General features: G+C 64.9%; 21 protein-coding genes. 8 read left to right on the top strand and 13 right to left on the bottom strand.

Going from position 1 to position 24,192, the window contains the following annotated elements:
* The first annotated feature begins 1 nt into the window (after window position 1).
* Together MA09_RS17645 and MA09_RS17650 are read left to right on the top strand one after the other, a co-directional pair.
* Window positions 2-1,816: a glycoside hydrolase family 28 protein gene (locus tag MA09_RS17645; protein ID WP_036251360.1), complete on the top strand. Its 1,815-nt coding sequence runs from the start codon at window positions 2-4 to the stop codon at window positions 1,814-1,816.
* Between the two features lie 158 nt (window positions 1,817-1,974).
* Window positions 1,975-4,920, top strand: coding sequence for a TonB-dependent receptor (locus MA09_RS17650; RefSeq protein ID WP_051933558.1), 2,946 nt, complete (start codon window positions 1,975-1,977; stop codon window positions 4,918-4,920).
* 207 nt (window positions 4,921-5,127) lie between these two features.
* On the opposite strand, the gene MA09_RS17655 is transcribed toward MA09_RS17650, so the two are convergent.
* The 11 genes from MA09_RS17655 to MA09_RS17705 form a co-directional block, all read right to left on the bottom strand.
* The gene (locus MA09_RS17655; protein WP_036251363.1) at window positions 5,128-5,811 is read right to left on the bottom strand and encodes an OmpW family protein; all 684 of its coding nucleotides are present in this window, start codon (window positions 5,809-5,811) and stop codon (window positions 5,128-5,130) included.
* Window positions 5,812-5,865: 54 nt separating this feature from the next.
* The gene (locus MA09_RS17660; protein ID WP_036251365.1) at window positions 5,866-7,236 is read right to left on the bottom strand and encodes an SGNH/GDSL hydrolase family protein; all 1,371 of its coding nucleotides are present in this window, start codon (window positions 7,234-7,236) and stop codon (window positions 5,866-5,868) included.
* Window positions 7,237-7,476: 240 nt separating this feature from the next.
* Window positions 7,477-8,520 (bottom strand): L-threonylcarbamoyladenylate synthase, encoded by a 1,044-nt coding sequence (locus tag MA09_RS17665; protein WP_036251366.1) that lies wholly within the window; start codon window positions 8,518-8,520, stop codon window positions 7,477-7,479.
* Window positions 8,521-8,522: 2 nt separating this feature from the next.
* Window positions 8,523-9,719: a 5-(carboxyamino)imidazole ribonucleotide synthase gene (locus MA09_RS17670; RefSeq protein WP_036251369.1), complete on the bottom strand. Its 1,197-nt coding sequence runs from the start codon at window positions 9,717-9,719 to the stop codon at window positions 8,523-8,525.
* Window positions 9,712-10,221, bottom strand: coding sequence for a 5-(carboxyamino)imidazole ribonucleotide mutase (purE, locus tag MA09_RS17675; RefSeq protein WP_036251371.1), 510 nt, complete (start codon window positions 10,219-10,221; stop codon window positions 9,712-9,714). The genes MA09_RS17670 and purE overlap by 8 nt, the downstream gene beginning before the upstream one ends.
* A 15-nt stretch (window positions 10,222-10,236) precedes the next feature.
* The gene (locus MA09_RS17680) at window positions 10,237-11,133 is read right to left on the bottom strand and encodes a phosphoribosylaminoimidazolesuccinocarboxamide synthase (RefSeq protein WP_036251374.1); all 897 of its coding nucleotides are present in this window, start codon (window positions 11,131-11,133) and stop codon (window positions 10,237-10,239) included.
* Between the two features lie 145 nt (window positions 11,134-11,278).
* The gene (fba, locus tag MA09_RS17685) at window positions 11,279-12,343 is read right to left on the bottom strand and encodes a class II fructose-bisphosphate aldolase (protein WP_036251375.1); all 1,065 of its coding nucleotides are present in this window, start codon (window positions 12,341-12,343) and stop codon (window positions 11,279-11,281) included.
* 19 nt (window positions 12,344-12,362) lie between these two features.
* The gene (gene pyk / locus MA09_RS17690; protein WP_036251377.1) at window positions 12,363-13,823 is read right to left on the bottom strand and encodes a pyruvate kinase; all 1,461 of its coding nucleotides are present in this window, start codon (window positions 13,821-13,823) and stop codon (window positions 12,363-12,365) included.
* Between the two features lie 77 nt (window positions 13,824-13,900).
* A complete protein-coding gene (locus MA09_RS17695) occupies window positions 13,901-15,106 on the bottom strand; it encodes a phosphoglycerate kinase (RefSeq protein WP_081897663.1) in 1,206 nt (401 codons plus the stop codon).
* A 42-nt stretch (window positions 15,107-15,148) separates the two neighbouring features.
* A complete protein-coding gene (locus MA09_RS17700) occupies window positions 15,149-15,493 on the bottom strand; it encodes an AzlD domain-containing protein (RefSeq protein WP_036251380.1) in 345 nt (114 codons plus the stop codon).
* Complete coding sequence (locus tag MA09_RS17705) at window positions 15,486-16,247, bottom strand: AzlC family ABC transporter permease (RefSeq protein WP_036251382.1); 762 nt, start codon at window positions 16,245-16,247, stop codon at window positions 15,486-15,488. The genes MA09_RS17700 and MA09_RS17705 overlap by 8 nt, the downstream gene beginning before the upstream one ends.
* Window positions 16,248-16,471: 224 nt before the next feature.
* On the opposite strand from MA09_RS17705, the gene MA09_RS17710 reads away from it, so the two are divergent.
* From MA09_RS17710 to MA09_RS17720, 3 genes are read left to right on the top strand one after another with little or no spacing between them, the layout of a single operon-like run.
* Complete coding sequence (locus tag MA09_RS17710; RefSeq protein ID WP_036251385.1) at window positions 16,472-16,666, top strand: zinc-finger domain-containing protein; 195 nt, start codon at window positions 16,472-16,474, stop codon at window positions 16,664-16,666.
* Between the two features lie 32 nt (window positions 16,667-16,698).
* On the top strand, window positions 16,699-17,706 hold the full coding sequence (locus tag MA09_RS17715; protein ID WP_036251387.1) for a YheT family hydrolase: 1,008 nt from the start codon (window positions 16,699-16,701) through the stop codon (window positions 17,704-17,706).
* Between the two features lie 4 nt (window positions 17,707-17,710).
* Window positions 17,711-18,298, top strand: a complete 588-nt coding sequence (locus MA09_RS17720) for a DUF2946 family protein (protein ID WP_036251389.1) — start codon at window positions 17,711-17,713, stop codon at window positions 18,296-18,298.
* 18 nt (window positions 18,299-18,316) lie between these two features.
* On the opposite strand, the gene MA09_RS17725 is transcribed toward MA09_RS17720, so the two are convergent.
* On the bottom strand, window positions 18,317-19,858 hold the full coding sequence (locus MA09_RS17725; RefSeq protein WP_036251391.1) for a M48 family metalloprotease: 1,542 nt from the start codon (window positions 19,856-19,858) through the stop codon (window positions 18,317-18,319).
* A gap of 136 nt (window positions 19,859-19,994) precedes the next feature.
* Here MA09_RS17725 and moaC point away from each other — a divergent pair, with 136 nt between their 5' ends.
* From moaC to MA09_RS17740, 3 genes are all read left to right on the top strand, one after another.
* Window positions 19,995-20,501 (top strand): cyclic pyranopterin monophosphate synthase MoaC, encoded by a 507-nt coding sequence (gene moaC / locus MA09_RS17730; RefSeq protein ID WP_036251393.1) that lies wholly within the window; start codon window positions 19,995-19,997, stop codon window positions 20,499-20,501.
* A gap of 387 nt (window positions 20,502-20,888) precedes the next feature.
* Window positions 20,889-22,526 carry a methyl-accepting chemotaxis protein gene (locus tag MA09_RS25550; RefSeq protein WP_081897665.1) on the top strand — a complete coding sequence of 546 codons (1,638 nt, stop codon included), beginning with the start codon at window positions 20,889-20,891 and terminating at the stop codon, window positions 22,524-22,526.
* Window positions 22,527-22,557: 31 nt separating this feature from the next.
* Window positions 22,558-23,322: a flagellar brake protein gene (locus tag MA09_RS17740; RefSeq protein WP_307183977.1), complete on the top strand. Its 765-nt coding sequence runs from the start codon at window positions 22,558-22,560 to the stop codon at window positions 23,320-23,322.
* A gap of 331 nt (window positions 23,323-23,653) precedes the next feature.
* Here MA09_RS17740 and MA09_RS25360 read toward each other — a convergent pair whose 3' ends face one another.
* The gene (locus MA09_RS25360; RefSeq protein ID WP_036251828.1) at window positions 23,654-24,112 is read right to left on the bottom strand and encodes a pilin; all 459 of its coding nucleotides are present in this window, start codon (window positions 24,110-24,112) and stop codon (window positions 23,654-23,656) included.
* Window positions 24,113-24,192: the final 80 nt, after the last annotated feature.

Below are 24,192 nucleotides of genomic sequence, written 5' to 3' on the forward strand. Positions count from 1 at the left end.
GATGCAATTCCAACCACGCCGTCGCGCTATACTGCGCACCGTCCCTGCCGCCGGCCTGCTCCTGGGCGGAGCCGGTTGCGCCATCCCGTCCGCCAACATGACCCCTGCCGATCCGTGGCAGCGCGCCAACGACATCATCGCGCGTTTCGCCACCCCGCTGCGCTTCCGCGAAGAAGACTTCCCCATCACCTCCTATGGCGCAAAACCCTGCACCATGGTCGAGGTCAAGGGCCAGACCGCTTCACTCGTCAACGGCACCCTGCGCACCCCGGCCGCCGGCTCGCCCGATGCCTACCCGGCGATCACGGCCGCGATTGCAGCCTGCCACGCCAAGGGCGGCGGCCGGGTCGTGATCCCGGCCGGCGACTGGTACTGCGCCGGCCCGATCGTGCTGCGCTCGAACGTGCACGTGCACCTGGCCGCGGGCGCCCGCGTACATTTCTCGGCCAACCCGGAACATTATGCGCGCCACGGGGAATTCGACTGCGGCCCGAACGGCAAGCTGACCCTGTCGCGCTGGCAGGGCAACGACGTCCTGAACTATTCGCCAATGGTCTATGCATACAACCAGACCAATATCGCGCTCACCGGCGCCGACTGGACCAGCATCCTGAACGGCCAGGGCGGCGTGCCTTTCGAGGACAAGCCGGACGAGTGCTGGTGGGACTGGAAAGGCCGCGGCCTGCCAGCGCGCACCCGCACCGAGATCGCGCCGAATCCGGCCAACCTCTCGTTGGAAAAGGTGGCGCCGAACCTGCCCGAAGCACAGCGCGCCCTGATCCAGGGCGAAGGCTGGCAGACCGATTCGCGCTACCTGCCGGCCCTGTCCGAGGCAGGTGTGCCGGTGGCGCGCCGCGTGTTCGGGCGCGGCCACTTCCTGCGTCCCTGCATGATCGAGTTCATCGGCTGCAGCAAGGTGCTGATGCAGGGTTACCAGGTGAATGCGGCGCCCTTCTGGCTGCATCACCCGGTGAACTGCCGCGACCTGCACATGCGCGGCGTGAACATGGAAAGCCTGGGACCGAACAGCGACGGCTTCGACCCGGAAGCCTGCGACGGCGTGCTGGTCGAGGAGTGCACCTTCAACAACGGCGACGACTGCATTGCGATCAAGGCCGGCAAGAACCTCGATACCCAGTTCGGGCCGACGCGCAACATCGTGATCCAGCGCTGCATCATGAACAGCGGCCACGGCGGCGTGACCCTCGGCAGCGAAATGGCCGGCGGCATCGAGCACGTCTATGCGCAGCAGCTCGAGTTCCGCAACATGCATTGGGCCAAGAAGCCGCTGAACACGGCGATCCGCCTCAAGACCAACATGAACCGGGGCGGCTTCCTGCGCCACCTGTACGTGCGCGACGTTACCCTGCCGAACGGCGTCAGGATCGAACCGATGATGTACAAGCCGCTGCCAGGGGCGAAGGAAATCACGCAGCCGGTGGCCTCGACCGCGGGTGCGATCATCACCATCGACTGCGACTACGTGCCGGGCGACGATGCAGTGCGTATTCGCCCGCCGCAGGTGTCGGACATCGACATCCGGGGCGTGCGCGCCGGTAACGTCGACACCGGCTCGGGCAAGTTCTCGTGCTTCCAGGCCTTCGTGCTGCTGGGGCCCGTGGCTTCCAGCTTCAACGGCCCGGCGGGCACGCCGATCCTGCCGATCCAGCGCGTGCGCATCAGCGACTCGGACTTCGGCACGCCGAAGAACGGCGCCCAGCCGTGGTTCCTGCACAACGCCACCGCCATCACCCTCGACAAGGTCACCATCGGCGGCAAGCTCTACAACACGACCCTGTCTTCAAGCAATCCCTAAACCAGGGCAGGTCAGGCCAGTCGATTGATTTTTTTGAATTGGCCTGACCACATCTGTCAGTATTGACGTAGAATCCAGAAACTGGCCTGACCAGATATAGCACTGCGCGATGATGGCGCCTCGATGCGCCTTCGCCTGGATAAACGCATGGAGACAGCATGAAAAAAGACAAGCAGCGTGCCGCCTTACGTCAACTCACCCTGTGCCTGCTCGGCACTGCTTCCGTATCCTCCCTTTCCATCGGTGCTGCATTCGCCCAGGATGCCCCCGCCGCCCAGCCGCAGCAAGTCCAGACGGTCCAGGTGACCGGCCTGCGCGCCTCGCTCGAGAGCGCGCTGAACGCCAAGCGCCAGGACAACGGCATCGTCGACGTCATCAAGGCGGAAGACATGGGCAAGTTCCCGGACACCAACCTGGCCGAGTCGCTGCAGCGCGTGCCGGGCGTGGTGATCGACCGTGACGCCGGCGAGGGCCGCAACATCACGGTACGTGGCCTGGGCCAGGACTTCACGCGCGTGCGGATCAACGGCATCGAGGGCCTGGCCACCACCGGCGGCACCGACAGCTCGGGCGGCACCAACCGCGGCCGCGGCTTCGACTTCAACGTGTTCGCTTCGGAACTGTTCAGCTCCCTCACCGTGCGCAAGAGTTCCTCGGCCGACGTCGACGAAGGCTCGCTCGGCGCCACCGTCGACCTGCAGACCCTGCGTCCCTTCGACCTGAAGGGCTTCAACGCCACCATCGCGGCCAAGGGCAAGTACAACGACGGCTCGGAAAAGATCGACCCGCGCGTGGCCTTCATGCTGTCGAACACCTTCATGGACCGCACGCTGGGCGTGCTGGTCTCGGGCGCCTTCTCCAAGCGCCGCGTGCTGGAGGAAGGCTTCAGCACGGTACGCTGGGATAACGGCCCCTCGTCGGGCGGCTGGTGCGCGCCGCAAGGCGTCGCCAACAACCCGGCCAACTCCACCGCCACCACCTGCGGCCCGGCGGCCCAAGGCGTGGCGCGCCTGCCGAATACCCCGGCCAACGTGGCCGCCTACAACACCGCCAGCAGCGCCGGCAACTTCCACCCGCGCCTGCCCAGGTACGGCCGCCTGACCCACGACCAGGACCGCCTGGGTCTGACCGCCTCGGTGCAGTGGCGCCCGCAGCGCGGCACCCTGCTCACCTTCGACATGCTGTACTCGAAGCTGGATGCGACGCGCCAGGAAGACTTCCTGCAGGCGATGTCGTTCAGCCGCAGCGCCACCCAGGGCGGCAAGCCGCAGATGAGCGTGGTCGAGGCGCAATATGCGCCGAACGGCGCGCTTCTGTATGGCCGCTATAACGGCGTGGACATCCGCTCGGAATCGCGCTTCGACGAACTGAACACCACCTTCAGCCAGCCGACCCTGACGCTGGAACACAGGATCAGCGACACCTGGAGCATGAGCGCCAAGGTCGGCCGCGCGAACTCGAAGTTCCGCAACCCGGTGCAAACCACCGTCACGCTGGATGCGCTGAACGTGAACGGCTACACCATCGACTTCCGCAACAACGAGCGCCTGCCGGCAGTTAGCTACCCGTTCGACCCGAACGCAACGGGCGGTGCGCTCGGCATCATCGGCGTGCCGCTCGTCGCCAGCGGCACCCAGCCAAACACCGTCCCGAACACCACCACCAGCGAAATCCGCATCCGTCCGCAGGGCGCCACCAACGTCAACGACGTCGGCCAGTTCGACCTGGCCTGGGAAGCCAGCGACAACCTGACCTTCAAGGGCGGCATCAACCGCAAGAAGTACGAGTCGGACACCTACGAGTTCCGCCGCGTGAACCAGAACGACACGATCTTCGCACCGCCCGCGGGGTCGACCGGCCTGAGCACCACCCTGAGCGGCTTCGGCAAGGGCCTCGACATGCCGGCCGGGAACCCGACCGGCTGGGTGATCCCGAACCTGCGCGCCATCGCCGCCGCCTACGACATCTACTGCAACTGCATCAAGGCCGGCCCTGCCGGCGGTCCGGGCGACTTCACGCTGTCCTCGATCACCAACGGCAACGCGCGCGGCAACAACCGCACCGTCACCGAGCGCGACGACGGCTTCTACCTGATGGGCGAGTTCAAGGTCGACCTGTGGGACATTCCGGTGCGCGGCAACTTCGGCGTCCGCCACGTGAAGACCGAGCTGGAAGCGATCGGCTACCAGGCGGCCGGCGGCGGTACCGCGGTCAAGGTAAACCACGAGTACAAGGACACCCTGCCCTCGATGAACATCGCCGCCAACCTCACCCGCGACTTCATCGTCCGCTTCGGCGCGGCCAAGGTGATGACCCGTCCGCAGCTGGGCTTCCTGTCGCCCGGGGGCGCCATCGCCACCACCGGCACGCTGACCATCAACACCGGCAACCCGCTGCTCAAGCCCTTCCGCGCCAAGACCTTCGATTCCAGCTTCGAGTACTACTTCGGCAAGAACGCCTTCGTGGGCCTGGGCCTGTTCCAGAAGAACATCGACACCTACATCCAGTCGCTGCGCACCAACGTGCCGTTCCGCGAGACCGGCCTGCCGCTGTCGCTGCTGCCGGCGAACTTCAACGGCGAAGAGGTGTTCCAGGTGACGGCGCCGATCAACACCGATGGCGGCAAGCTGAAGGGCTTCGAACTGAACTACCAGCAGCCGTTCACCTTCCTGCCGGGCTGGGGCCGCAACTTCGGCACGGTGCTGAACTACACCAAGGTAAGCTCGAAGATCGAGTACGCGGTTTCGCCGACCAGCAACGAGCGCATCGTCGACGACCTGCTGAACCTGTCGCCGAAGTCCTGGAACGCGACCTTCTACTATGACGACGGCAAGTTCAGCGCACGCGTCTCGGGCGCCAAGCGCTCCTCCTTCCTGACCCGCGTGCCGGGCCAGAACAACAACGACGTCGAGGGCAAGAACGAAACCTTCAACGTGGACGTGTCGCTCTCGTACAAGTGGAACGAGCGCCTCGAGTTCACGCTGGAAGGCGTCAACCTGACCAACGAGCCGAACGACCAGTTCATCAGCCGCGCACGCAACAGCGTGGTGGTGAACAACGTGACCGGCCGCGAGTTCCTGGCGGGGCTGCGCTACAAGTTCTGACGCTTCCACGCCCAGGATGGCTTTGCTGGCCCGCGCTTGCGCGGGCTTTTTCATGTCAGCTCCAGCGCGAACAGAGACAGCGGCTGCTCATCGTCTGTTTGAACGCGCGGTCGGACAAGCCGACCACCCTACGAAAATGCGGACTCGTCGAAGCTGAAAACGAACAGGCCCGCACGCGGCGGGCCTTCGGGCAGCGCGAATCGCTGCTTAGAACTTGTAACCGACAGCCAGCACCACCGCCACCGGATCCAGTTTCATGTGCTGGGTCTGGCCGGTCGAGAAGTGCACGTCGGTGCGCAAACGGGCCTTGTTGACGGTCACATCGGCGAACCACCTCTCATGGAAGTTGAAGGCCATGCCGACCTGGGCGGTATAAGTGAACTTGTTGTCGATGCTGAAGGTGGTCGGCACGCCGCGGCCCGGGTTGGTGATCGCGGTCATCCTGGCCGAACCACGCTCCTTCATGAAGTAGGCGTAGGTCGCGCCGATGCCCACGAAGGGACGGAACAGCGCGTTCGGTGCGCCGAAGCGGTATTGCGCGAACAGGGTCGCCGGCAGCGCCTCGACGGTGCCGAGCTGGCCGGTGCCGGCGATGGCGCCGGCACCGTAGATCTTGTGCTTGTACGGCGTGCCCAGGGCGGTTTCGAGCGAGATGTTGTCGGTCAGGCCGTAAGCGAGGATCAGTACCGGCTGGGTGTCTTTTTCGACGTCCGCCTTGGTGCCCGGCAGGGCCGGCGCGCTGATGTCGCCGCTCTCGACCTTCGGGGTCAACTGGTCGACGCCGAACTTGGCGGTGAGCTGGCCGGCCGATTGGGCCGATGCCGTCGAGGCGCAGGCCAGCGCAGCCGCCACACCCAGCACTTTGACCAGACTGTCAAAACGTACTTTCATTTTTTCTCCCGATTATTGTTGAGGCCCGCCCTTCGGACGGACCTCGCAGCAGTTTTACAGCCAGCCCTTGACGGCCATTTCCTTGAGGACGTAACGCGCCACCAGGTTGTTCTCGAACGGCGTCGGGTGGATGTCGTCCGCGAACATGTAGCGGCTGACGTCGCCGGCCACCGTGTTGCTGTTCGTGCAGATCAGAGAGGTGGTACCCAACGAGTTTGGACCGCAGGCCGGAGTCGTGGTGTTGGTGAGACCGTACGGCGCCGGGTTCTTCACCTGGTCATTGCTGATGGTGTAGAGGTCGACGTACAGGACACGCGGGTCGTCGGCGCCCAGGCCGGTCTTCAGCTGGGTGTTGAAGGCGTTGACCATGGCGGCGATCAGCTGCTGGATGTCGGCGGTCTTCGACTTGGCTGCCGGGGTGCTGGCCACGTCCGGCAGGTTGGCGACGATGACGTACTTGGCGCCCTTGGCGACGATCTCGTTCTTCACCAGGGTCGCCATCTGCGCCCCGGCGGTGCCCAGCTCCTGGACCAGCTTCGGACCATTGGCAGTCAGGAAGTCGGCGCCTGCCTTGTTGCCGGCAGCGGTGGCGTCGGCCTGGGCCTTGGTCACCATCGGGCCATGCACCGACGCCTGGGCCACGGCGGCATTGCCCGGCTGGATCGCAGCTGCGCCGACTGCCGCCGCGACGATGGTCTGGGTGGTGCTGCCCTGGCGTGCGCTCTCGGTCAGGATCGCTGCGCCGATGGCCTGGGCGGCGGCCTGCGGATTGGTGGCGCCGGCCGCCAGCTGGGCGGTCAGCGAGGTGGCGAAGGCTTGTTGGCCGGCGGTGTTGCCGGCAGCGCTTGCCTGGGCCTGCAGGGTGCTCAGGGCCATCAGCACATCGTTACCGCCCGACAGGACGGTGACCAGCTCGGTGCCGCTGAACTTGTTGCCGCTGCGGGACAGGTGGTTGGCGACCTGGGTCACCAGCGGCACGGTCATCTCGCCGATCGGCGAGCCGGTGGCCGCATTGCCCGGGCCGATCGGGTTGGTCACGCGCGAGCCGCCCTGGGCGTAGTTGAAGCAGTTCAGGTTGTTCGTGATCGGCACCGAGAAGCCTTGTGCCGCATTGCCCTGCAGGCCGGTCTGGGCGGCGCACGGCGCCGGCAGTTTCAGCTCGGCTGCCAGAAATTCCACCCAGATCTTGCCGTTCAGTTCAGGATTCTTGGCAGTGCCATCGCCGTTGATGGTGAACTTGCCGCCGCCAGCCTGCTTGACCGCGCCCACGGCATACGTGCCGACGTCGGACAGGCTGTCGCCGAAGGAGACTTGCTGGGTAAAAGTGACTTTCTGCGTTTGGTCGCCGCCACTTGGGCTGGTTCCGCCGCATGCCGCCAGCACCGCTGCCGTCAGCAGGGCGAGCGCGAGTTTGGTTTGACGCATTGTGTCTCCTAATATGAATTATTCTGAAACGAACGGGCGTGCTATTCGTCTCACAATAATATGCCAGTGTTGAACTCCCTTGTATACGGAATGGTTGCCTGGATGTCCGTTTTTAGTGACAAGTGACAAACACGTCGGGGGCCGATGATAGCCCTGCCGTCGAGCCGGCATGAAGCGCTTGTTGAAGGCTGTGGTTTTGCAGAACGCCCGTACCTACGGGCGTTCTGCCTGATGAGGCCCTTAAGCTGCCGGGCTATGCGGAGTGGATTGATTCAGCAGGCCATGGACAATGCCGGTCGAGCCGTGGGCGGCGCGGCGCAGGCGGTCGTTGACGCCCAACCAGGCCCCGCCCTGCGGTGGCGCTTCGACCAGGATCACGTCCGCCCCATGGCCGTCCATCGCGCGCAGCGCGGCGTACAGCGCATGGGCGAAGCCGTCCGGGGTGGCCGGCAGGCGCAGCGCGGCATGCGTGCTGGGCATATCCGAGTAATGGATGAGCGCAACCTTGCGCCCCGCAGCGGCCAGTTCAGCCAGGGTCTGGTGCAGCGTGGCGCTGTCCTGCATCGCTACCGGCGTATGCGGCGCATAGTGCGATTCGAGCGTGCCCGAGGCGCGCGGGGCGGCGGCATCGGGTGCCGCCGGGACCCGGTCGATCACCGCGGCGATGGCATCAAGGCTGATGTGGCCCGGGCGCAGCAGCACCGGGCCATGCGTGGCCAGGCGCGACAGGTCGACGATGGTCGACTCGATGCCGACCTGCGAGGCGCCGCCGTCCAGCACCATGGCCACCGTGCCGTCCTGGCCGAATTCGTCGCGCACGTGCTGGGCCAGGGTCGGGCTGACCGCGCCGAACTTGTTGGCGGAAGGAGCAGCCACGCCGCCTTTGCCGCCCTTGAAGGCGCGCAGCAGCGCGATCGCCACCGGGTGCGAGGGGCAGCGCAGGCCGACCGTGTCCTGGCCGCCGCTGACGGCGTCCGGGATGTTCGGTGCGCGCTTGAGGATCATGGTCAGCGGGCCGGGCCAGAAGGCCTCGGCCAGCGCATGGGCCTCGACCGGGATATCGATGGCCCAGTAGTCGAGCGGCGCATCCGGCGCCAGGTGCACGATCACCGGGTGGTCCTGCGGACGGCCCTTGGCGGCGTAGATGGCCGCGACCGCGGCCGGGCTCTCGGCATCCGCGCCGAGGCCGTACACGGTCTCGGTCGGGAAGGCGACCAGCGCGCCGGCTTCCAGCGCGCGTGCGGCAGCAATGATGGCGGCCTGGTCGAGGTTCTCGCTTGCCATCCTTACTCCGGGATTCCGAGGATGGCGCAGGCCTGGCGCAGGCCGGCCTGCGCTTCTTCCAGGGTCGGCGCCACGAAGGTGAGGTGGCCCATCTTGCGCGCGCGGCGCGGATCGTCCTTGCCGTACAGGTGCAGGTTCGCGCCCGGCAGCGCCAGGACGCGGTCCCAGGCCGGTTCGCGCGCCGCAGTTGCGTCACCTTCGCTGCCGCCTTCGAACCAGACATCGCCCAGGATATTGAGCATGACGGCGGGCGAATGCTGGCGCACGTCGCCCAGCGGCAGGCGCGCCATTGCGCGCACCTGCTGCGCGAACTGGCTGGTGACGCAGGCGTCGATGGTGTAGTGGCCGCTGTTGTGCGGGCGCGGCGCCATCTCGTTGACCACCAGCGTGCCATCCTGCAGCACGAAGAATTCGATGCAGAGCACGCCCACATAGCCCAGCTGGGCCACGATGGCGCGCGCCGCATCCTGCGCCTGCTTGGCACAAGCTTCGGACACGTTCGGTCCCGGCACGGTGGTCGTGAACAGGATGCCGTCGCGGTGCACGTTCTCGGCGATCGGATAGACCACGGAAGCGCCGTCATGGCCGCGCGCGGTCAGGACCGAGACCTCGTAGGCCAGGGGCAGCATCTTCTCGAGCAGGCAGGTCACGCCCTGCATGGCATCGAAGGCGGCGCGCACGTCCTCGCGGGTGCGCACGCGCACCTGGCCCTTGCCGTCGTAGCCCATGCGCACGGTCTTCAGGATGCCCGGCAGCAGTTCGTCGTCGATGGCGTCGATGTCGGCGTGCGAAGCGATGGTCTTGTGCGGGGCCGGCATCACGCCGGAGCTCGGCGCACATTCGACGAAGAAGCGTTTTTCGGCGATACGGTCCTGGGCGATCGACACGCAGGACGCGCTTGGTGCCACGAAGCTGCGTTCGCCCAGCCAGGCCATGCTGTCGGCCGGGACGTTCTCGAATTCGGTGGTGACGGCGACGCAGGCCTGCGCCAGTTCGGCCAGACCGTTCGCGTCAAGATAGCTGGCCTTGATCAGGCGCTCGGCAACCTGCCCTGCCGGGCAGTCCTGGCTCGGTTCGAGCACCGCGACCTTGTAGCCCATCGCCTGGGCGGCGTGGGCGAACATGCGGCCGAGCTGGCCGCCGCCCATCACGCCGAGCCAGGCGGATGGATTGGCGGTAGGAAGAAACGATTCACTCATGCGTCAACACGGGAAGAGTCATGGCCTGGGCGGCCGCGGTCTGCTCGGCGCGGAAAGCCAGCAGGCGCTGCGCCAGCGCTTCGTCGGTCGCAGCCAGGATCGCCACTGCGGTCAGGGCCGCGTTGGCGGCGCCGGCCTCGCCGATGGCGAAGGTCGACACCGGCACGCCCTTCGGCATCTGCACGATGGAGAGCAGCGAATCCTCGCCGCGCAGGTACTTCGAGGGCACCGGCACGCCCAGCACCGGCACGATGGTCTTGGCAGCCACCATGCCCGGCAGGTGAGCGGCGCCCCCTGCTCCGGCGATGATGGCGCGCAGGCCGCGCTCGCGTGCGGTTTCGGCATAGGTGAACATCTCGTCCGGCATGCGATGCGCCGAGATCACTTGCGCTTCGAAGGGCACGCCGAACTGCTTCAGGATGTCGACCGCATTCTTCATCACGTCCCAGTCCGAGGACGAACCCATGATGACGCCGACGACCGGCTTGTCGCTTTTACTCACTGCGTCACTCATCGTTCAGGCCTTCAGCTTCTCGCCGGTGAGGCGTTCGATGGCTTCGAAATACTTGGCCTGGGTCTTCTCGATGACGTCCTGCGGCAGGGCCGGGGCCGGGGCGGTCTTGCCCCAGTCCTTCAGGGTTTCGAGGTAGTCGCGCACGAACTGCTTGTCGAAGGACGGCGGCGACATGCCCGGCGCGTACGAGTCGGCCGGCCAGAAGCGCGAGGAGTCGGCGGTCAGCACTTCGTCCATCAGGTGCAGGGTGCCGTTGTCGTCCAGGCCGAATTCGAACTTGGTGTCGGCGATGATGATGCCGCGGGTCGCCGCGTATTCGGCGGCGGTGGTGTAGAGCTGGATGCTGATGTCGCGCATCTTGGCGGCGAGTTCCTTGCCGATGCGGTTTTCCATCTCTTCGAAGGAAATGTTCTCGTCGTGTTCGCCGATGTCGGCCTTGGCGGCCGGGGTGAACAGCGGCTGCGGCAGCTTGTCGGCCTGGCGCAGGCCGGCGGGCAACTGGATGCCGCAGATGGCGCCGCTTTCCTGATAATCCTTCCAGCCCGAGCCGATGATGTAGCCGCGCACGACGGCTTCGACCAGGATCGGCTTGAGGCGCTTGGCCACGACGGCGCGGCCGCGGACCTGCTCCACTTCTTCCGGTGCGACGACCGATTCCGGCGCCACGCCGGTCAGGTGGTTCGGCACGATGTGGCCGAGCTTCTCGAACCAGAAGTCGCTCATCTGGTTCAGCACCATGCCCTTGCCCGGGATCGGCTCGTTCATGACCACGTCGAAGGCCGACAGGCGGTCGGTGGTGACGATCAGGATCTTGTCGTCGCCGACAGCGTAGTTGTCGCGCACCTTGCCATGACCGAGCAATGGCAGGGACTTGATGGTGGATTTGTAGAGGCTGTTCATAGAAGGGATATCAGGGAAACAGAGCCGGAGAAGGCCTCCGGTAAAGGTGTCCAGACCGGGGATGGCCTGGACCGAATGCGTAATTTTACGTCAATTCTCATCGCGCCGCCGCAGGAGGTGCAGCAGCGCAATGCGATGTCGATGCTTACTGGACGATCTGCGCCAGCTCGCCTGCCTTGTAGCGCTCGGCCATCTTCTCCAGCGGCACCGGCTTGATCTTGGCTGCCATGCCTTCGCAGCCGAAGGACAGGTAGCGTGCCTTGCAGATCTCGGTGGCGGCTTCGCGGGCCGGCTTCAGGTAGTCGCGCGGGTCGAATTTCGACGGGTTCTGGAACATGTACTTGCGGATCGCAGCGGTCATGGCCAGGCGGATGTCGGTGTCGATGTTGATCTTGCGAACGCCGTGCTTGATGCCTTCCTGGATCTCTTCGACCGGCACGCCGTAGGTCTCTTTCATGTCACCGCCGAATTCGCGGATGATGGCCAGCAGTTCCTGCGGTACCGAGGAGGAGCCGTGCATCACCAGGTGGGTGTTCGGGATGCGCGCGTGGATTTCCTTGATGCGGTCGATCGCCAGGATGTCGCCGGTCGGCTTGCGGGTGAATTTATACGCGCCATGCGAGGTGCCGATCGCGATGGCCAGGGCGTCGCACTGCGTCTTGGCGACGAAGTCGGCAGCCTGGGCCACGTCGGTCAGCAGCTGCTCGCGGGTCATGGTGCCGTCGGCGCCGTGGCCGTCTTCCTTGTCGCCCTTCATGGTCTCGAGCGAACCGAGCACGCCCAGTTCGGCTTCGACCGTCACGCCGATCGAGTGCGCGAACTTGACGACTTCACGCGAGACTTCCACGTTGTATTCGTAGGAAGCGACCGACTTGCCGTCGGCCTCGAGCGAACCGTCCATCATCACCGAGCTGAAACCCGAACGGATCGCAGCCATGCAGACCGCCGGCGACTGGCCGTGGTCCTGGTGCATGACGACCGGGATGTGCGGGTAGGCTTCGACGGCGGCGTCGATCAGGTGGCGCAGGAAGGCTTCGCCTGCATATTTGCGCGCGCCGGCCGAGGCTTGCATGATGACCGGGCTGTTGGTAGCGTCGGCGGCGGCCATGATGGCCTGCACCTGCTCCAGGTTGTTGACGTTAAAAGCCGGCAGGCCATAACCGTTTTCGGCGGCATGGTCCAGCAGTTGACGCAGCGATACGAGTGCCATGGTTGATTACTCCAAACAATTAAGAAACTATTTCGTCCAGCTCGCCCACGCGCACGATCTTGAGCGCATTGGTGCCGCCGGCCTGGCCCATCGGTGAGCCCCAGGTCACGACGATCAGGTCGCCCTTGCGCACCATGCCTTCGCGAATCAGGACTTCTTCGGCCTTGCGCAGCACCGCGTGGCTGCCACCTTCCTGCAGGAGGTGGAATGCTCGCACGTTCCGGTACAGGGACGCCTTGCGCTGCGTCGTCTGCAGCGGGGTCAGGGCGAAGATCGGGGTGTCGATCGAGTGGCGGCTCATCCACAGTGCGGTCGAGCCCGATTCGGTCAGCGCCACGATCGCCTTCACCTTCAGGTGGTGGGCCGTAAACAGGGTGCCGTAGGCGATCGACTGGTCGATGCGGGTGAACTGGACATTCAGGAAATCTGCGTCCTGCTTGTTGTATTCGGACTGTTCCGCTTCCAGACAAATGGCGGCCATCATCTCGACGGTTTCGACCGGGTACTTGCCCGATGCGGTCTCGGCCGAGGCCATGACGGCGTCGGTGCCGTCCAGCACGGCGTTCGCCACGTCCGAGACTTCGGCGCGGGTCGGCACGGCGTTGACGATCATCGACTCCATCATCTGGGTCGCGGTGATGGCCAGCTTGTTGGAAGCGCGCGCCATCTTGATCATGCGCTTTTGCAGCGCCGGCACGGCCGCGTTGCCCACTTCCACCGCCAGGTCGCCGCGCGCCACCATGATGCCGTCCGAGGCGTCCAGGATTTCCTGCAGCACGGGGATGGCTTCGGCGCGCTCGATCTTGGCGATCATCATCGGCTTGTGGCCGTAGGGCTCGCCGGCGATATTGGCCAGCTGGCGCGCCATTTCCATGTCGGTGGCGTTCTTCGGGAAGGAGATCGCCAGGTAGTCGGCCTGGAAGCTCATCGCGGTCTTGATGTCTTCCATGTCCTTCGAGGTCAGGGCCGGCGCCGTCAGGCCGCCGCCCTGGCGGTTGATGCCCTTGTTGTTCGACAGCTCGCCGCCCACCTTCACGGTGGTGCAGATCTCGTGGCCGATGACCTTGTCGACGATCAGCACGATCAGGCCGTCGTTCAGCAGCAGCTTGTCACCCGGCTTGACGTCGCGCGGCAGGGCCTTGTAGTCGAGGCCGACGCGCTCCTGGTTGCCCAGTTCGCCGTTCTCGCCCCATTTGGCGTCGAGGATGAACTTGTCGCCGTTGTTCAGGAAGATCTTGCCTTCTTCAAACTTACCGACGCGGATCTTCGGCCCCTGCATGTCGGCCATGATCGCTACTTCGACACCGCATTCTGCGGCCGCGCGGCGCACCAGGGCGGCGCGATCGATGTGGTCCTGCGCCTTGCCGTGCGAGAAGTTCAGGCGCACGACGTCGACGCCGGCGCGGATCATTTTGACGAGGATGTCGAAGTCGGTCGACGCAGGGCCGATGGTGGCGACGATCTTGGTGGCGTTGTACATGGGGCGCGCAGCTTGCATGTGGTTGAAATCCTTGTTCTGAAAAGAGAAGCGCAGCCTCGGGGCTGCGCTGGTACTGATTATTTGGCGTTACGCTGGAGCAGGATCTCGACTGCAGGCAGGGTCTTCCCTTCCAGGAACTCGAGGAAGGCGCCGCCGCCGGTCGAGATGTAGCCGATCCGGTCGCCGATGTCGTACTTGGCGATCGCGGCCAGGGTGTCGCCGCCGCCGGCGATCGAGAAGCCCGTAGAGGCGGCGATGGCCATGGCCAGGGTCCTGGTGCCTTCGGCGAACTGGTCGAACTCGAACACGCCAACCGGGCCGTTCCAGACAATGGTGCCGGCCTTGGCCACCTGCTCGGCCAGCATGGCGGCGGTCTTCGGGCCGATATCGAGGATCATGTCGTCGTCCGCCACGTCGGCCACGTCTTTCACCGTGGCGGCAGCAGTCGGGCTGAATTCCTTGGCGCAGACCACGTCCACCGGAATCGGCACCTGGGCGCCGCGCGCGGCCATCATGTCGATGATTTGCTTGGCTTCGCCGACCAGGTCGTTCTCGACGAGGGACTTGCCGATGTTCAGGCCGACCGCCTTCATGAAGGTGTTGGCGATGCCGCCGCCGACGATGAGGTTGTCCACTTTACCGGCCAGGCTTTGCAGGATGGTCAGCTTGCTCGACACCTTCGAGCCGGCCACGATGGCCAGCAGGGGACGGTCCGGCTTGCCGAGGGCCTTGCCCAGCGCGTCGAGTTCGGCGGCCAGCAGCGGGCCGGCCGCAACGATCGGTGCGAACTTGGCGATGCCGTGGGTGGTGGCCTCGGCGCGATGCGCGGTGCCGAAGGCGTCGTTGACGTAGACGTCGCACAGCTTGGCCATCTTATCGGCCAGCTCGTCCGCATTCTTCTTCTCGCCCTTGTTGACGCGGCAGTTCTCGAGCAGCACCACCTGGCCCGGCGCCACATCCACGCCATCGACCCAGTTCTGCTTGAGTTCCACCGGCTGGCCGAGCAGCGCGGACAGGCGCGCGGCGACCGGCGCCAGGCTGTCCTCCGGCTTGAACTCGCCTTCGGTGGGACGGCCCAGGTGCGACGTGACCATCACGGCGGCGCCGGCCTTCAGGGCCGCCTGGATCGCCGGCACGGAGGCGCGAATGCGGGTGTCTTCAGTGATATTGCCAGCGTCATCCTGCGGCACGTTCAGGTCGGCGCGGATGAATACGCGCTTGTTCGTAAGCAGCTCGCGGTCGATCAGGTCTTGCAAACGGGTGAAACTGAGAACGTCGTCCATTGGCTAGTCAACAGTAAAATAGTGAAAAAACGTCATTGTACATTAGGGGACCTGTCCAAAAACGTGTAGTACGCGCAACAGTGTGAATACCATCATGCCGAAGATGATCGTCATCAGCATGCTGCGGCGCCAAAGATAGACAGCCAGCGCCGCGAGAGCTGCGATCAGCTTGGGATTGGCCAGCGTGAGCTGGGCCTGGCCCTGGGTGTCGATCAGCAGGTCCGGGCCGATGATGGCCGCGAGCGCGCAGGCCGGCGCATAGCGCAGCATCTCCTGCACCCGCGGCGGGATGGTGACGCGGTGGCCGATCAGCCAGAACGAACTGCGGGTGGCGGCGGTAGCAATGCACAGCACGCCGATGGTGACCCATATTTCCCAATCAGCCATGCTTGGCCTTCCGTTTTTCAAGGGACTCTTCGACAAGCATCGAAGTGACCATGCCGACCACCACGGCGAGCAGCAGCCCGAGCTTGTACGGCAGGCCGTAGGCCAGCACCGAGACCACGATGGCGACCGCGACCCCGCACAATGCCGCGTTGTTGATGATGAGCGGCACCATGATGCACAGGATCGCCAGCGTGCCGGCAAAACCCAGCCCCCATTCCGTCGGGATGGCGCTGCCCAGGAAGATGCCGATCAGCGAACCGGCCTGCCAGGCAAACCAGTTCGGGTACATCAGCCCCTTCAGGTAAGACAGTTTGCCGGCGACGCGTTCGGCGGTCGGATAGCGCTGCAGGAACATCGCCACGGTCAGGTCGCCGGAGACGTAGCCGAGCAGGAAGCGCTGCTTCCACGGCAGGTGCGCGAAGTGCGGCCCGAGCAGTGCGGAGAAGATGACGAAGCGCAGGTTGACCACCAGGGCGGTGGCGAAGATGACCCAGATCGGCGCGGCGGCCGCGATCAGGGGAAGTGAGGCGAGCTGGGCGGAGCCAGCAAAGACCAGCAGGGTCATGCCGACCGCCTGCGCTGCCGTCAGGCCGCTCTTGACCATTGCGATGCCGACGACCAGACCCCAGGCGCCGATGCCGAACAGGGATGGCAGGCCGGTCTTGAAGCCTTCACGCCAGGCGGCGGGGTCGTGGGCTTCAGCGGGTTCCATGGTGACAGCGGGCTGCTGGCCTGGCGGCGAGGCCAGGCTCATGTTGATTTCCTGCAACGGCCGTAAGCGGCGGATGCGGCGTCGAGCTTGAAACGGTCGGGCATGAAACGCATGTAAGGGTACGGCGGCGGGCTGGCAGCAGACTGGCAAAGACGGCGCCCGCGCTCTATTATGATCAGCTTGATATTCTACCGATCATTTCGATATGCAGGGTGAATCCGGTAGAATCGTGTTTTTTGCTAACTATCCTTGACGGAGCAAACCAGATGAACCAAAAGACGATGCCTGTGGTGGAACTCGAGGCCAAAGACCTGCCGGCACATTGCCCGAATCCGGCAATGCCGCTGTGGTCCTCGCACCCGCGCATCTTCCTCGATTTCGACCACCACGGCGATGCGAAGTGCCCGTATTGCGGCACCCAATACCGCCTGGCCCCGGGCGTCGAGCTCAAGCACCACTGATCTTCCGGTGCGGCTAGTGCCGCACCATTCCCATGCCCTACCGCGCGCCCGCGTGGCTGCCTGGCGGCCACCTCCAGACCATCTATCCGGCGACCTGTACGCCCAAGCCCCCCGTCGCCTACCGGCGCGAGCGCTGGACGAGCAGCGATGGCGATTTCGTCGATGTCGACTTCGTCGACGGCGAGCCGGGCAAGCCGCTGGTCGTGCTGTTCCACGGCCTGGAAGGCTCTTCCAACAGCCATTACGCGCGGTCCCTGATGGCGGCGCTGCGCGAGCGCGGCTGGTCGGGCGCGGTGCCGCATTTCCGCGGCTGCTCGGGCGAAGCCAACCTGATGCCGCGCTTCTACCATTCCGGCGACGCCGCAGAGGTCGACTGGATCGTGCGCAAGCTGCATGCGCGTCGCAGTTTGGAAATGCGTGGCCCCCTGTTCGTGGCAGGCGTGTCCCTGGGCGGCAATGCGCTGCTGCGCTGGCTGGGCGAATCGGGCCACGGCGCCGAAATCGTCGAGGCGGCCTGCGCGGTGTCCGCACCGCTCGACCTGGCGCGCGGCGGCGAGGCGCTCTCGTCCGGCTTTAACATGCTGTACACGCGCATGTTCCTGCAGTCGCTCAAGCCCAAGTGCCTGGCCAAGCTGGAACGCTATCCGGGCCTGTTCGACCGCGCTGCCCTGCTGGAAGCGCGCGACCTCTACGCCTTCGATAACGTAGTGACGGCGCCGCTACACGGCTACAAGGACACCATCGATTACTGGCACCGCGCCAGCGCCCGCCACGTGCTGCACGAGATCACCGTGCCGACGCTGGTGCTCAATGCCCGCAACGATCCCTTCCTGCCCGGCCGGCATCTGCCCCAGTCCGCATCGAAAGCGGTGACGCTGGAGTATCCTGACGAAGGTGGGCACGTCGGTTTCCCCGCGGGCCCCTTCCCCGGGCGGATCGACTGGCTGCCGCGGCGCATCCTGGGTTTCTTCGACGAGGCCGCACCGCTTGCCACCCACGCGACCCGCGCGCCTGGCGCGCACCAACCATGCGAAGCTTGAGACTATGGACGACATCGTAAAACAGGCAATGGCCAAGTGGCCGAACGTACCGCACTGCTACGGCTGGCTGGCGCTGGATGCGCGCGGCAACTGGCGCATGCGCGACGAAGCGGCGCAGCGCGCGGGCGCGCCGGGCGACAAGCTGACGAACGCGGCGCTGGTGGGCTTCATCAACCGTAACTATGGGCACGACGACAAGGGCCGCTGGTATTTCCAGAACGGACCGCAGCGTGTGTATGTGAACCTGGAAGCGACGCCCTTTATCGCGCGCACCGACCCTACGCAGGGCTTCATGCTGCAGACCGGACAAGCGCTGGCGACGGTGGAAACGGTGTTCATGACGGACGCCGGAGCGGTGATCCTGCAGGCGGGCGAGGTCGTGGCCCAGCTCGACGACCGCGACGTGGCGCAGGTGCTGGCACGCATGGAGCTTGGCGGCCGGCCGGCCTCGGTGGAAGCGATCATGGCCTGGCTGGAGGATGACGCGGCCGAGCTGGCGCTGGCTTTGCCGAACGGGCGTGTCCGCGTCGAACGCCTGTCGGCCGATGCGCTGCAGCGCCGCTTCGGCTACGTGCAGGCGCCGGGAACGTAGCGGCTGCGCCGCCCAACATCAACGCTCCTTCGCTTCTTCCTTCTCCGCCTTCTGCCGCGCCTTCAGCTCGCGCTCGCGCGCATCGATGACGGCCTGGTCGTAGAACGACACGTCTCCCGCCTTGCGTGCCAGGTCGAGCTGCGCCACCGCCGCCGGCAGCGCGCCCGCCAGCGCATACGATTCGGCCAGCGCCATGTGCTGCAGGGCGATCTTGCCCTGCTTGGCGTAGGTCCGCGCCAGCATATCGTGCAGCTTCGGTTCCCCGCGGTAGAGCTGGGTCTGGTCGCGCAGGTAGCGGGTCGCCTCCTCGTGCTTGCCGGCCGCGATCAGCGCCTCCCCGTACTGGCGCGCGATGGCCCGCGACAGTGGATAGCGCTGGCGCGCCGCGTCCGCTTCCTGCACCGCCTCCTCCACGACCCCCGGCGCCTGCCCCGGCGCCAGCTTGATCTCGATGGACAGACCGGCGAACATCGCCGCGCCGTCGCCTCCGTTGGCTTCGGCCGACAGCACGCCCTCTTTTGGCTTGACGGTCGCGCGCGCCTTGTCGAGCCAGCTCTGGGCCTCGGCGACGTTCCCCTGGCGCAGCGCCAGCAGGGACAGGCCGTAGTGCGCGCCGGCCTGGAGGTGGCGATGCGATTCCCTGAGCTGGGTTTCGAAGGCCGTCTTCGTATCGCGGCGGCCGCTGACGCTCTCGTCCTGCAGCACGCGGGCACGCGCGCGCACCAGCTGGAAGTCGAGGTTGTCCACGCGCGGCTTCCTGGGAATCTCGCGGATGCGCGCCTGCATGTCGGTGATGCGCTCGGCCGTCAACGGGTGGCTGCTCAGGTGGGCCAGGTGCGCCGGAATCTCGCCCGAGAGCCTGGTGGCGCTTTGCAGGCGCTTGAAAAAGCCGACGATGCCGGTGACGTCATAGCCGCCGGCGGCCATGATCTGGAAGCCCACGCGGTCGGCCTCGCGCTCGGCCTCGCGGCTGAAATTCAGCTGGCGCTGCACGGCCAGGCCCTGCCCGCCCATCAGAACGCCCATCGCGGCATCCGAACTCGCCTTGGCGGCAAGGGCCGCCAGGATCATCGAGGCCAGCGGCAGCAGCACGTCCTGCTTCTGCTGCCCGATCATGCGCGCAATGTGGCGCTGCGACACGTGGCCGATTTCGTGCGCCATGACGCCGGCCAGCTCCGATTCCTTCTGCGCCGCGACGATCAGGCCCGTATGCGCACCGATGAAGCCGCCCGGCAGGGCGAAGGCGTTCAGGTTCGGGTCGCGCATGGCGAAGAAGCTGAAATCGGCGTTGGTCTCGCCACGCGCGCCGGGGACCGACGACAGCAGCGTATTGCCGAGGTTGTTCAGGTACTCGGTGATCTGGTCGTCGTCGAGATAGGCCGGGTCGCGCCGGACGTCGCGCATGATCTCTTCGCCGAGCTTGCGCTCGAGTACGGGCGACAGGTCCTGGCGTGCGGCATCGCCGAGCGTTGGCAAACGCAGGTTGTTGGGCTTCTGGAGTGGCTCGGCGGAGGCGGCAATGGCGAGAGCGGCCGCCGTGCACAGGGCAATGGCGGTCAACGCAGGGCGCCAGCGGCGCGCCGATGCTGGGCGGGGAGCGTAGTTCACAATGCTATGATAACCCCATCCGCCGCCGCGTTGCTGCACGGCGAAACACTTTGTTCCACAACCTTGCTGACCTGGCAATGAGCTAACGATGAGCACTTCCACCCCTCCCGCAGACCACCTGACCCACTTCGACGCCACCGGCCAGGCCCACATGGTCGACGTCGGCGCCAAGCAGGACACCCACCGCATCGCCGTCGCGGCCGGCACCATCCGCATGAAGCCGGAGACCCTGGCGCTGATCCAGTCGGGCACTGCGAAAAAGGGGGATGTGATCGGCATTGCCAGGATCGCCGCGATCATGGCCTCGAAGCGGACCAGCGACCTGGTGCCGCTGTGCCATCCGCTGCCGATCACGCGGGTGGCGGTGGATTTCGAGGTGGACGCAAGCACCAGCAGCGTGCACTGCCGGGCGCAGGTGGAAACCATCGGCAAGACCGGGGTCGAGATGGAGGCGCTCACTTCCGTGCAGGTGGGGCTGTTGACGATCTACGACATGTGCAAGGCGGTGGACCGCGGCATGGTCATGACCGATGTGCGGGTGCTGGAGAAGCACGGGGGCAAGAGCGGAGACTGGTCGGCACAGCTGAATCGCTGAGAGCCGATACGAAATACATGTCGGTGGCTTGAGGAGGATTCGGATTCCCCCCGGTGGACTGCGGCACCGGGCTACCCATGCAATCAAGAACCGGCAAGGCCGTGGCGCTGCATCCGCAGCCGGGATCGCATTACCGGGCCTGAACGACGCGTCGCTGCAAACTGTGACGGAGTCGCCTTCAGCATAATTCACTGAAAAGTAAGCCAGCAGTAAATTTTCCTACATAAACTTCTGTTTGCTCAGTTTCATTTGCTGAAAAGAGCTCCTCGGCCCGTCAGGGGCAAGCGGGAGCCGTCCCCTCACTAGAACAATGGGCGCATACCGCCAGTCGCAGCAAGCCACAGCAGACTTCAGCCGTATGCGGCCTTCCTTTGTAGAAGAGAACACATGCTTCAGGACTTGAAAGTCGGGACCCGTCTGCTTCTAGGCTTTTTTATTGTTTCGCTCATTGGCGCCATGGTGGCCGGGATCGGCATCCGCAACATGGGCAAGATCAATGATCGAACCGACCTCATGTATCACCAGGAGTTGCTTGGCATTTCGGCAATCAAGGAAGCCAATCTGAACCTCTCCAACCTCGGCCGATCGTTGCGCAATGCGCTTCTCGCTCCAACTCAGGAGGCGCGTGATCAATACCTCGCTGATGCACAAGCAACGAGGGAACTCATGCAGCGCAATCTTGCAACAGGGCGTCAATTGATCGTCACGGAACGCGGCAAGGCAGTCCTGCTGGAGCTCGACAATCAGTTGCAGCCTTACTTGCCGATGATCGATGAGCTGGTCAACAAGATCCGCAGTGAACCGTTGCAGGCGAACAGCAGCACGATCGATTACATGTTCAATATCTACGCTCCAGCGCTGGCGCCAGTCACGCACAAGCTCACCGAACTGAGCCGACTGAAGGAGGATTACGCAAAAGAGATTTCGGAAGAAAGCAAGGCGCTGTATGCCAGCGCCCGCGGAACCATGGTCTTCCTGGTCATGTGCGCGATGGCTGCAGGCCTCGGGCTGGGCGTGATGTTCACCCGTAGCCTGACGCGCCAGCTGGGTGGCGAACCGGCCTACGCCGTCGCAGTGGCCGGACGTATCGCAAGCGGCGACCTGGCTACCGATGTGGAGCTGCGTCCGGGTGACGATTCGAGTCTGCTGTTTGCAATGCGAACGATGCGCGACAGCCTCGCGACCATCGTCAGCCAGGTACGCGGAGGTACCGAATCCATCGCATCCGGATCACGCCAGATCGCAAGCGGCAACCTTGACCTGTCTGCGCGCACGGAAGAACAGGCCAGTTCACTGGAGGAAACGGCCTCGTCGATGGAGGAACTGACCTCGACCGTCAAGCACAATGCCGATAATGCGCGCCAGGCGAACCAGCTAGCCGTGGCGGCGTCGGAAGTCGCGGGCAAGGGCGGGGCCATGGTGGCGCAGGTGGTGCAAACGATGGGGTCGATCAACGAATCGGCACGCAAGATCGTGGACATCATTGGCGTCATTGACGGCATCGCGTTCCAGACCAACATTCTCGCGCTGAACGCAGCTGTCGAGGCTGCGCGTGCCGGCGAGCAGGGTCGCGGTTTCGCGGTTGTCGCCAGCGAAGTGCGCAACCTGGCCCAACGCTCCGCCTCGGCCGCGAAAGAGATCAAGGCGCTGATCGACGAGTCCGTGAGAAATGTGGACTCGGGCGCCAGGCTGGTGGACGAGGCAGGCGATACCATGAAGGACATCGTCGAGCGTGTGGTCAGTGTGGCCGGCATCATCGGCGAGATCACGGTGGCCAGCCAGGAACAGGCAGGCGGGATCGACCAGATCAACCAGGCGATCAGCCAGATGGACCAGGTCACCCAGCAAAACGCCTCGCTTGTCGAAGAAGCAGCGGCCGCCTCGGACGCGCTGCAGGACCAGGCCAGGAAGCTCGCCCAACTGGTCAGCATGTTCAAGCTCGGCGCCCAGACGCAGCCGGGTAAGCCCGCTGGTTCAGCCGCACAAGCCGCGCCACCTCAATCTCTCCAATATTCGCCACTCTGATATGTCGCAATCGACATACATATAAACTGATATGATGCCGCCTCTCGCCGTCTTCCCGACGGCGAACCAGGCCCAGCATGTGATGAACACCGGACAAGCACGCGAACTCAAGCCCCAGGAATTCGAGTTCGAAACCATGAACCTGCAGGTCGGCGTCCGCCTGCAGGTGATGACGCACCGACACCTCAAGCCGGCCCAGTATTTCTCGATTCTGATCGGCTACGTCAAGGACGAATACCTCATCATCAAGATCCCCACGGAAAACGGCGCACCGATCGCCATGACGGAAGGCGACCCGTTGACGATCCGGGTGTTTTCGGGGGTAAACGTGTGCTCGTTCGCCTGCTCGGTCGAGCGGGTGTTCCCGCGGCCGCTGAACTATGTGCACCTATCGTTTCCTACCTCGATCCAGGGCACCAGCCTGCGCGGTGCGATGCGGGTCAAGGCCGAGATTCCGGCGCGCGTGTCGAAGGTCGGCAGCAACGCCTTGCCGATCGCCTGCACGCTGGCGAACGTCTCGGTAACGGGAGCCAGGATCGATTCAAGCTATCCACTGCCGGCCGACAGTGAATTGGTCACGCTGGCGTTCGCGCTGGCGACCCCGCCTGCCAACGAGGAGGTGCCGGTGGAAACCCTGGCCGCGGTTCGAAACATGACGGTCGCCCGGCCGGCGCCGTCCAAGCCCGATGTCTACAGCTACGGCGTCCAGTTCGTCGACCTGGATCCCGTGCATTACACGCTGTTGCAGAACATGACCTACGAGGCGCTGCTGGCGGACCGGTTCAAGATCGTCTAGGTCCGCGCGTTTGCGCCAGGTCGACGCCGGCCTTGCGGGCTATCCCACAGTGACGAGGCCGAGGGCGAAACCTTGTTCGACAGCCTGGCACTCGATCCACGCCCAGCGGATACCGGCGTTGCAGCCGCCAGCCTACAGCCATGCAGCGACAACCGGTCTGCGTCCGGCCGGAACATTCGACGCATGTAGGTTCCGCCCCGGGGCGGTCTTGAATTTGGCCTGCTTCATGAAGGCCGAGGCGATCGTCGCGAGACTGATGCGGAAATAAAAAGAGACCGCCGGGGCGGTCTCTTCTGTTGCTGGCCGCATGCACGGCCAGGCATCTCGATGATTACTGTGCAGCAGCAGGGGTGCAACCTGCCGGGGTGTACTTGGTGTCACCATCCGGGAAACCGGTGGTCTTGCAGCTGTAGATGCCGTCGTTGTTACGATGCAGTGCAATGGTCGGGGCGGTGCCGATACGGCCTGGGCTCGCGATGGTGCAGGTCAGGACGGCGGTATCGTTGCCTGGGGCAGCAGCAGTGATAGCGCTGCAGTTACCGGTCTTGTCAGCCAGACCAGCTTTTGCGCGATAATCGTCAGCATCCGCGTCTGCAGGCATGCCTTCGACCACGGCCATTTCGTAGCCGGTCTTGCCCGAAGCAATGTCGGCGTAGGCGGCAGCGGCCTTCGACTTGGCGATGTAGTCCTGGTAGGCAGGAATTGCCACGGCAGCCAGGATGCCGATGATCGCGACGACGATCATCAGTTCGATCAGGGTGAAACCGCCTTCGGCTTTTTTGGTTTGCATTTGCTTGAAGTTCATTTCTATCTCTCCAGGTGGTGTTTCAGGTGATTGGGGTACTGCTTGTTGCCACGCTTTCTTATATG

Origin of the sequence: Massilia sp. BSC265, assembly GCF_000740675.1 — a bacterium.
Classification (GTDB): Bacteria; Pseudomonadota; Gammaproteobacteria; order Burkholderiales; family Burkholderiaceae_D; genus Telluria.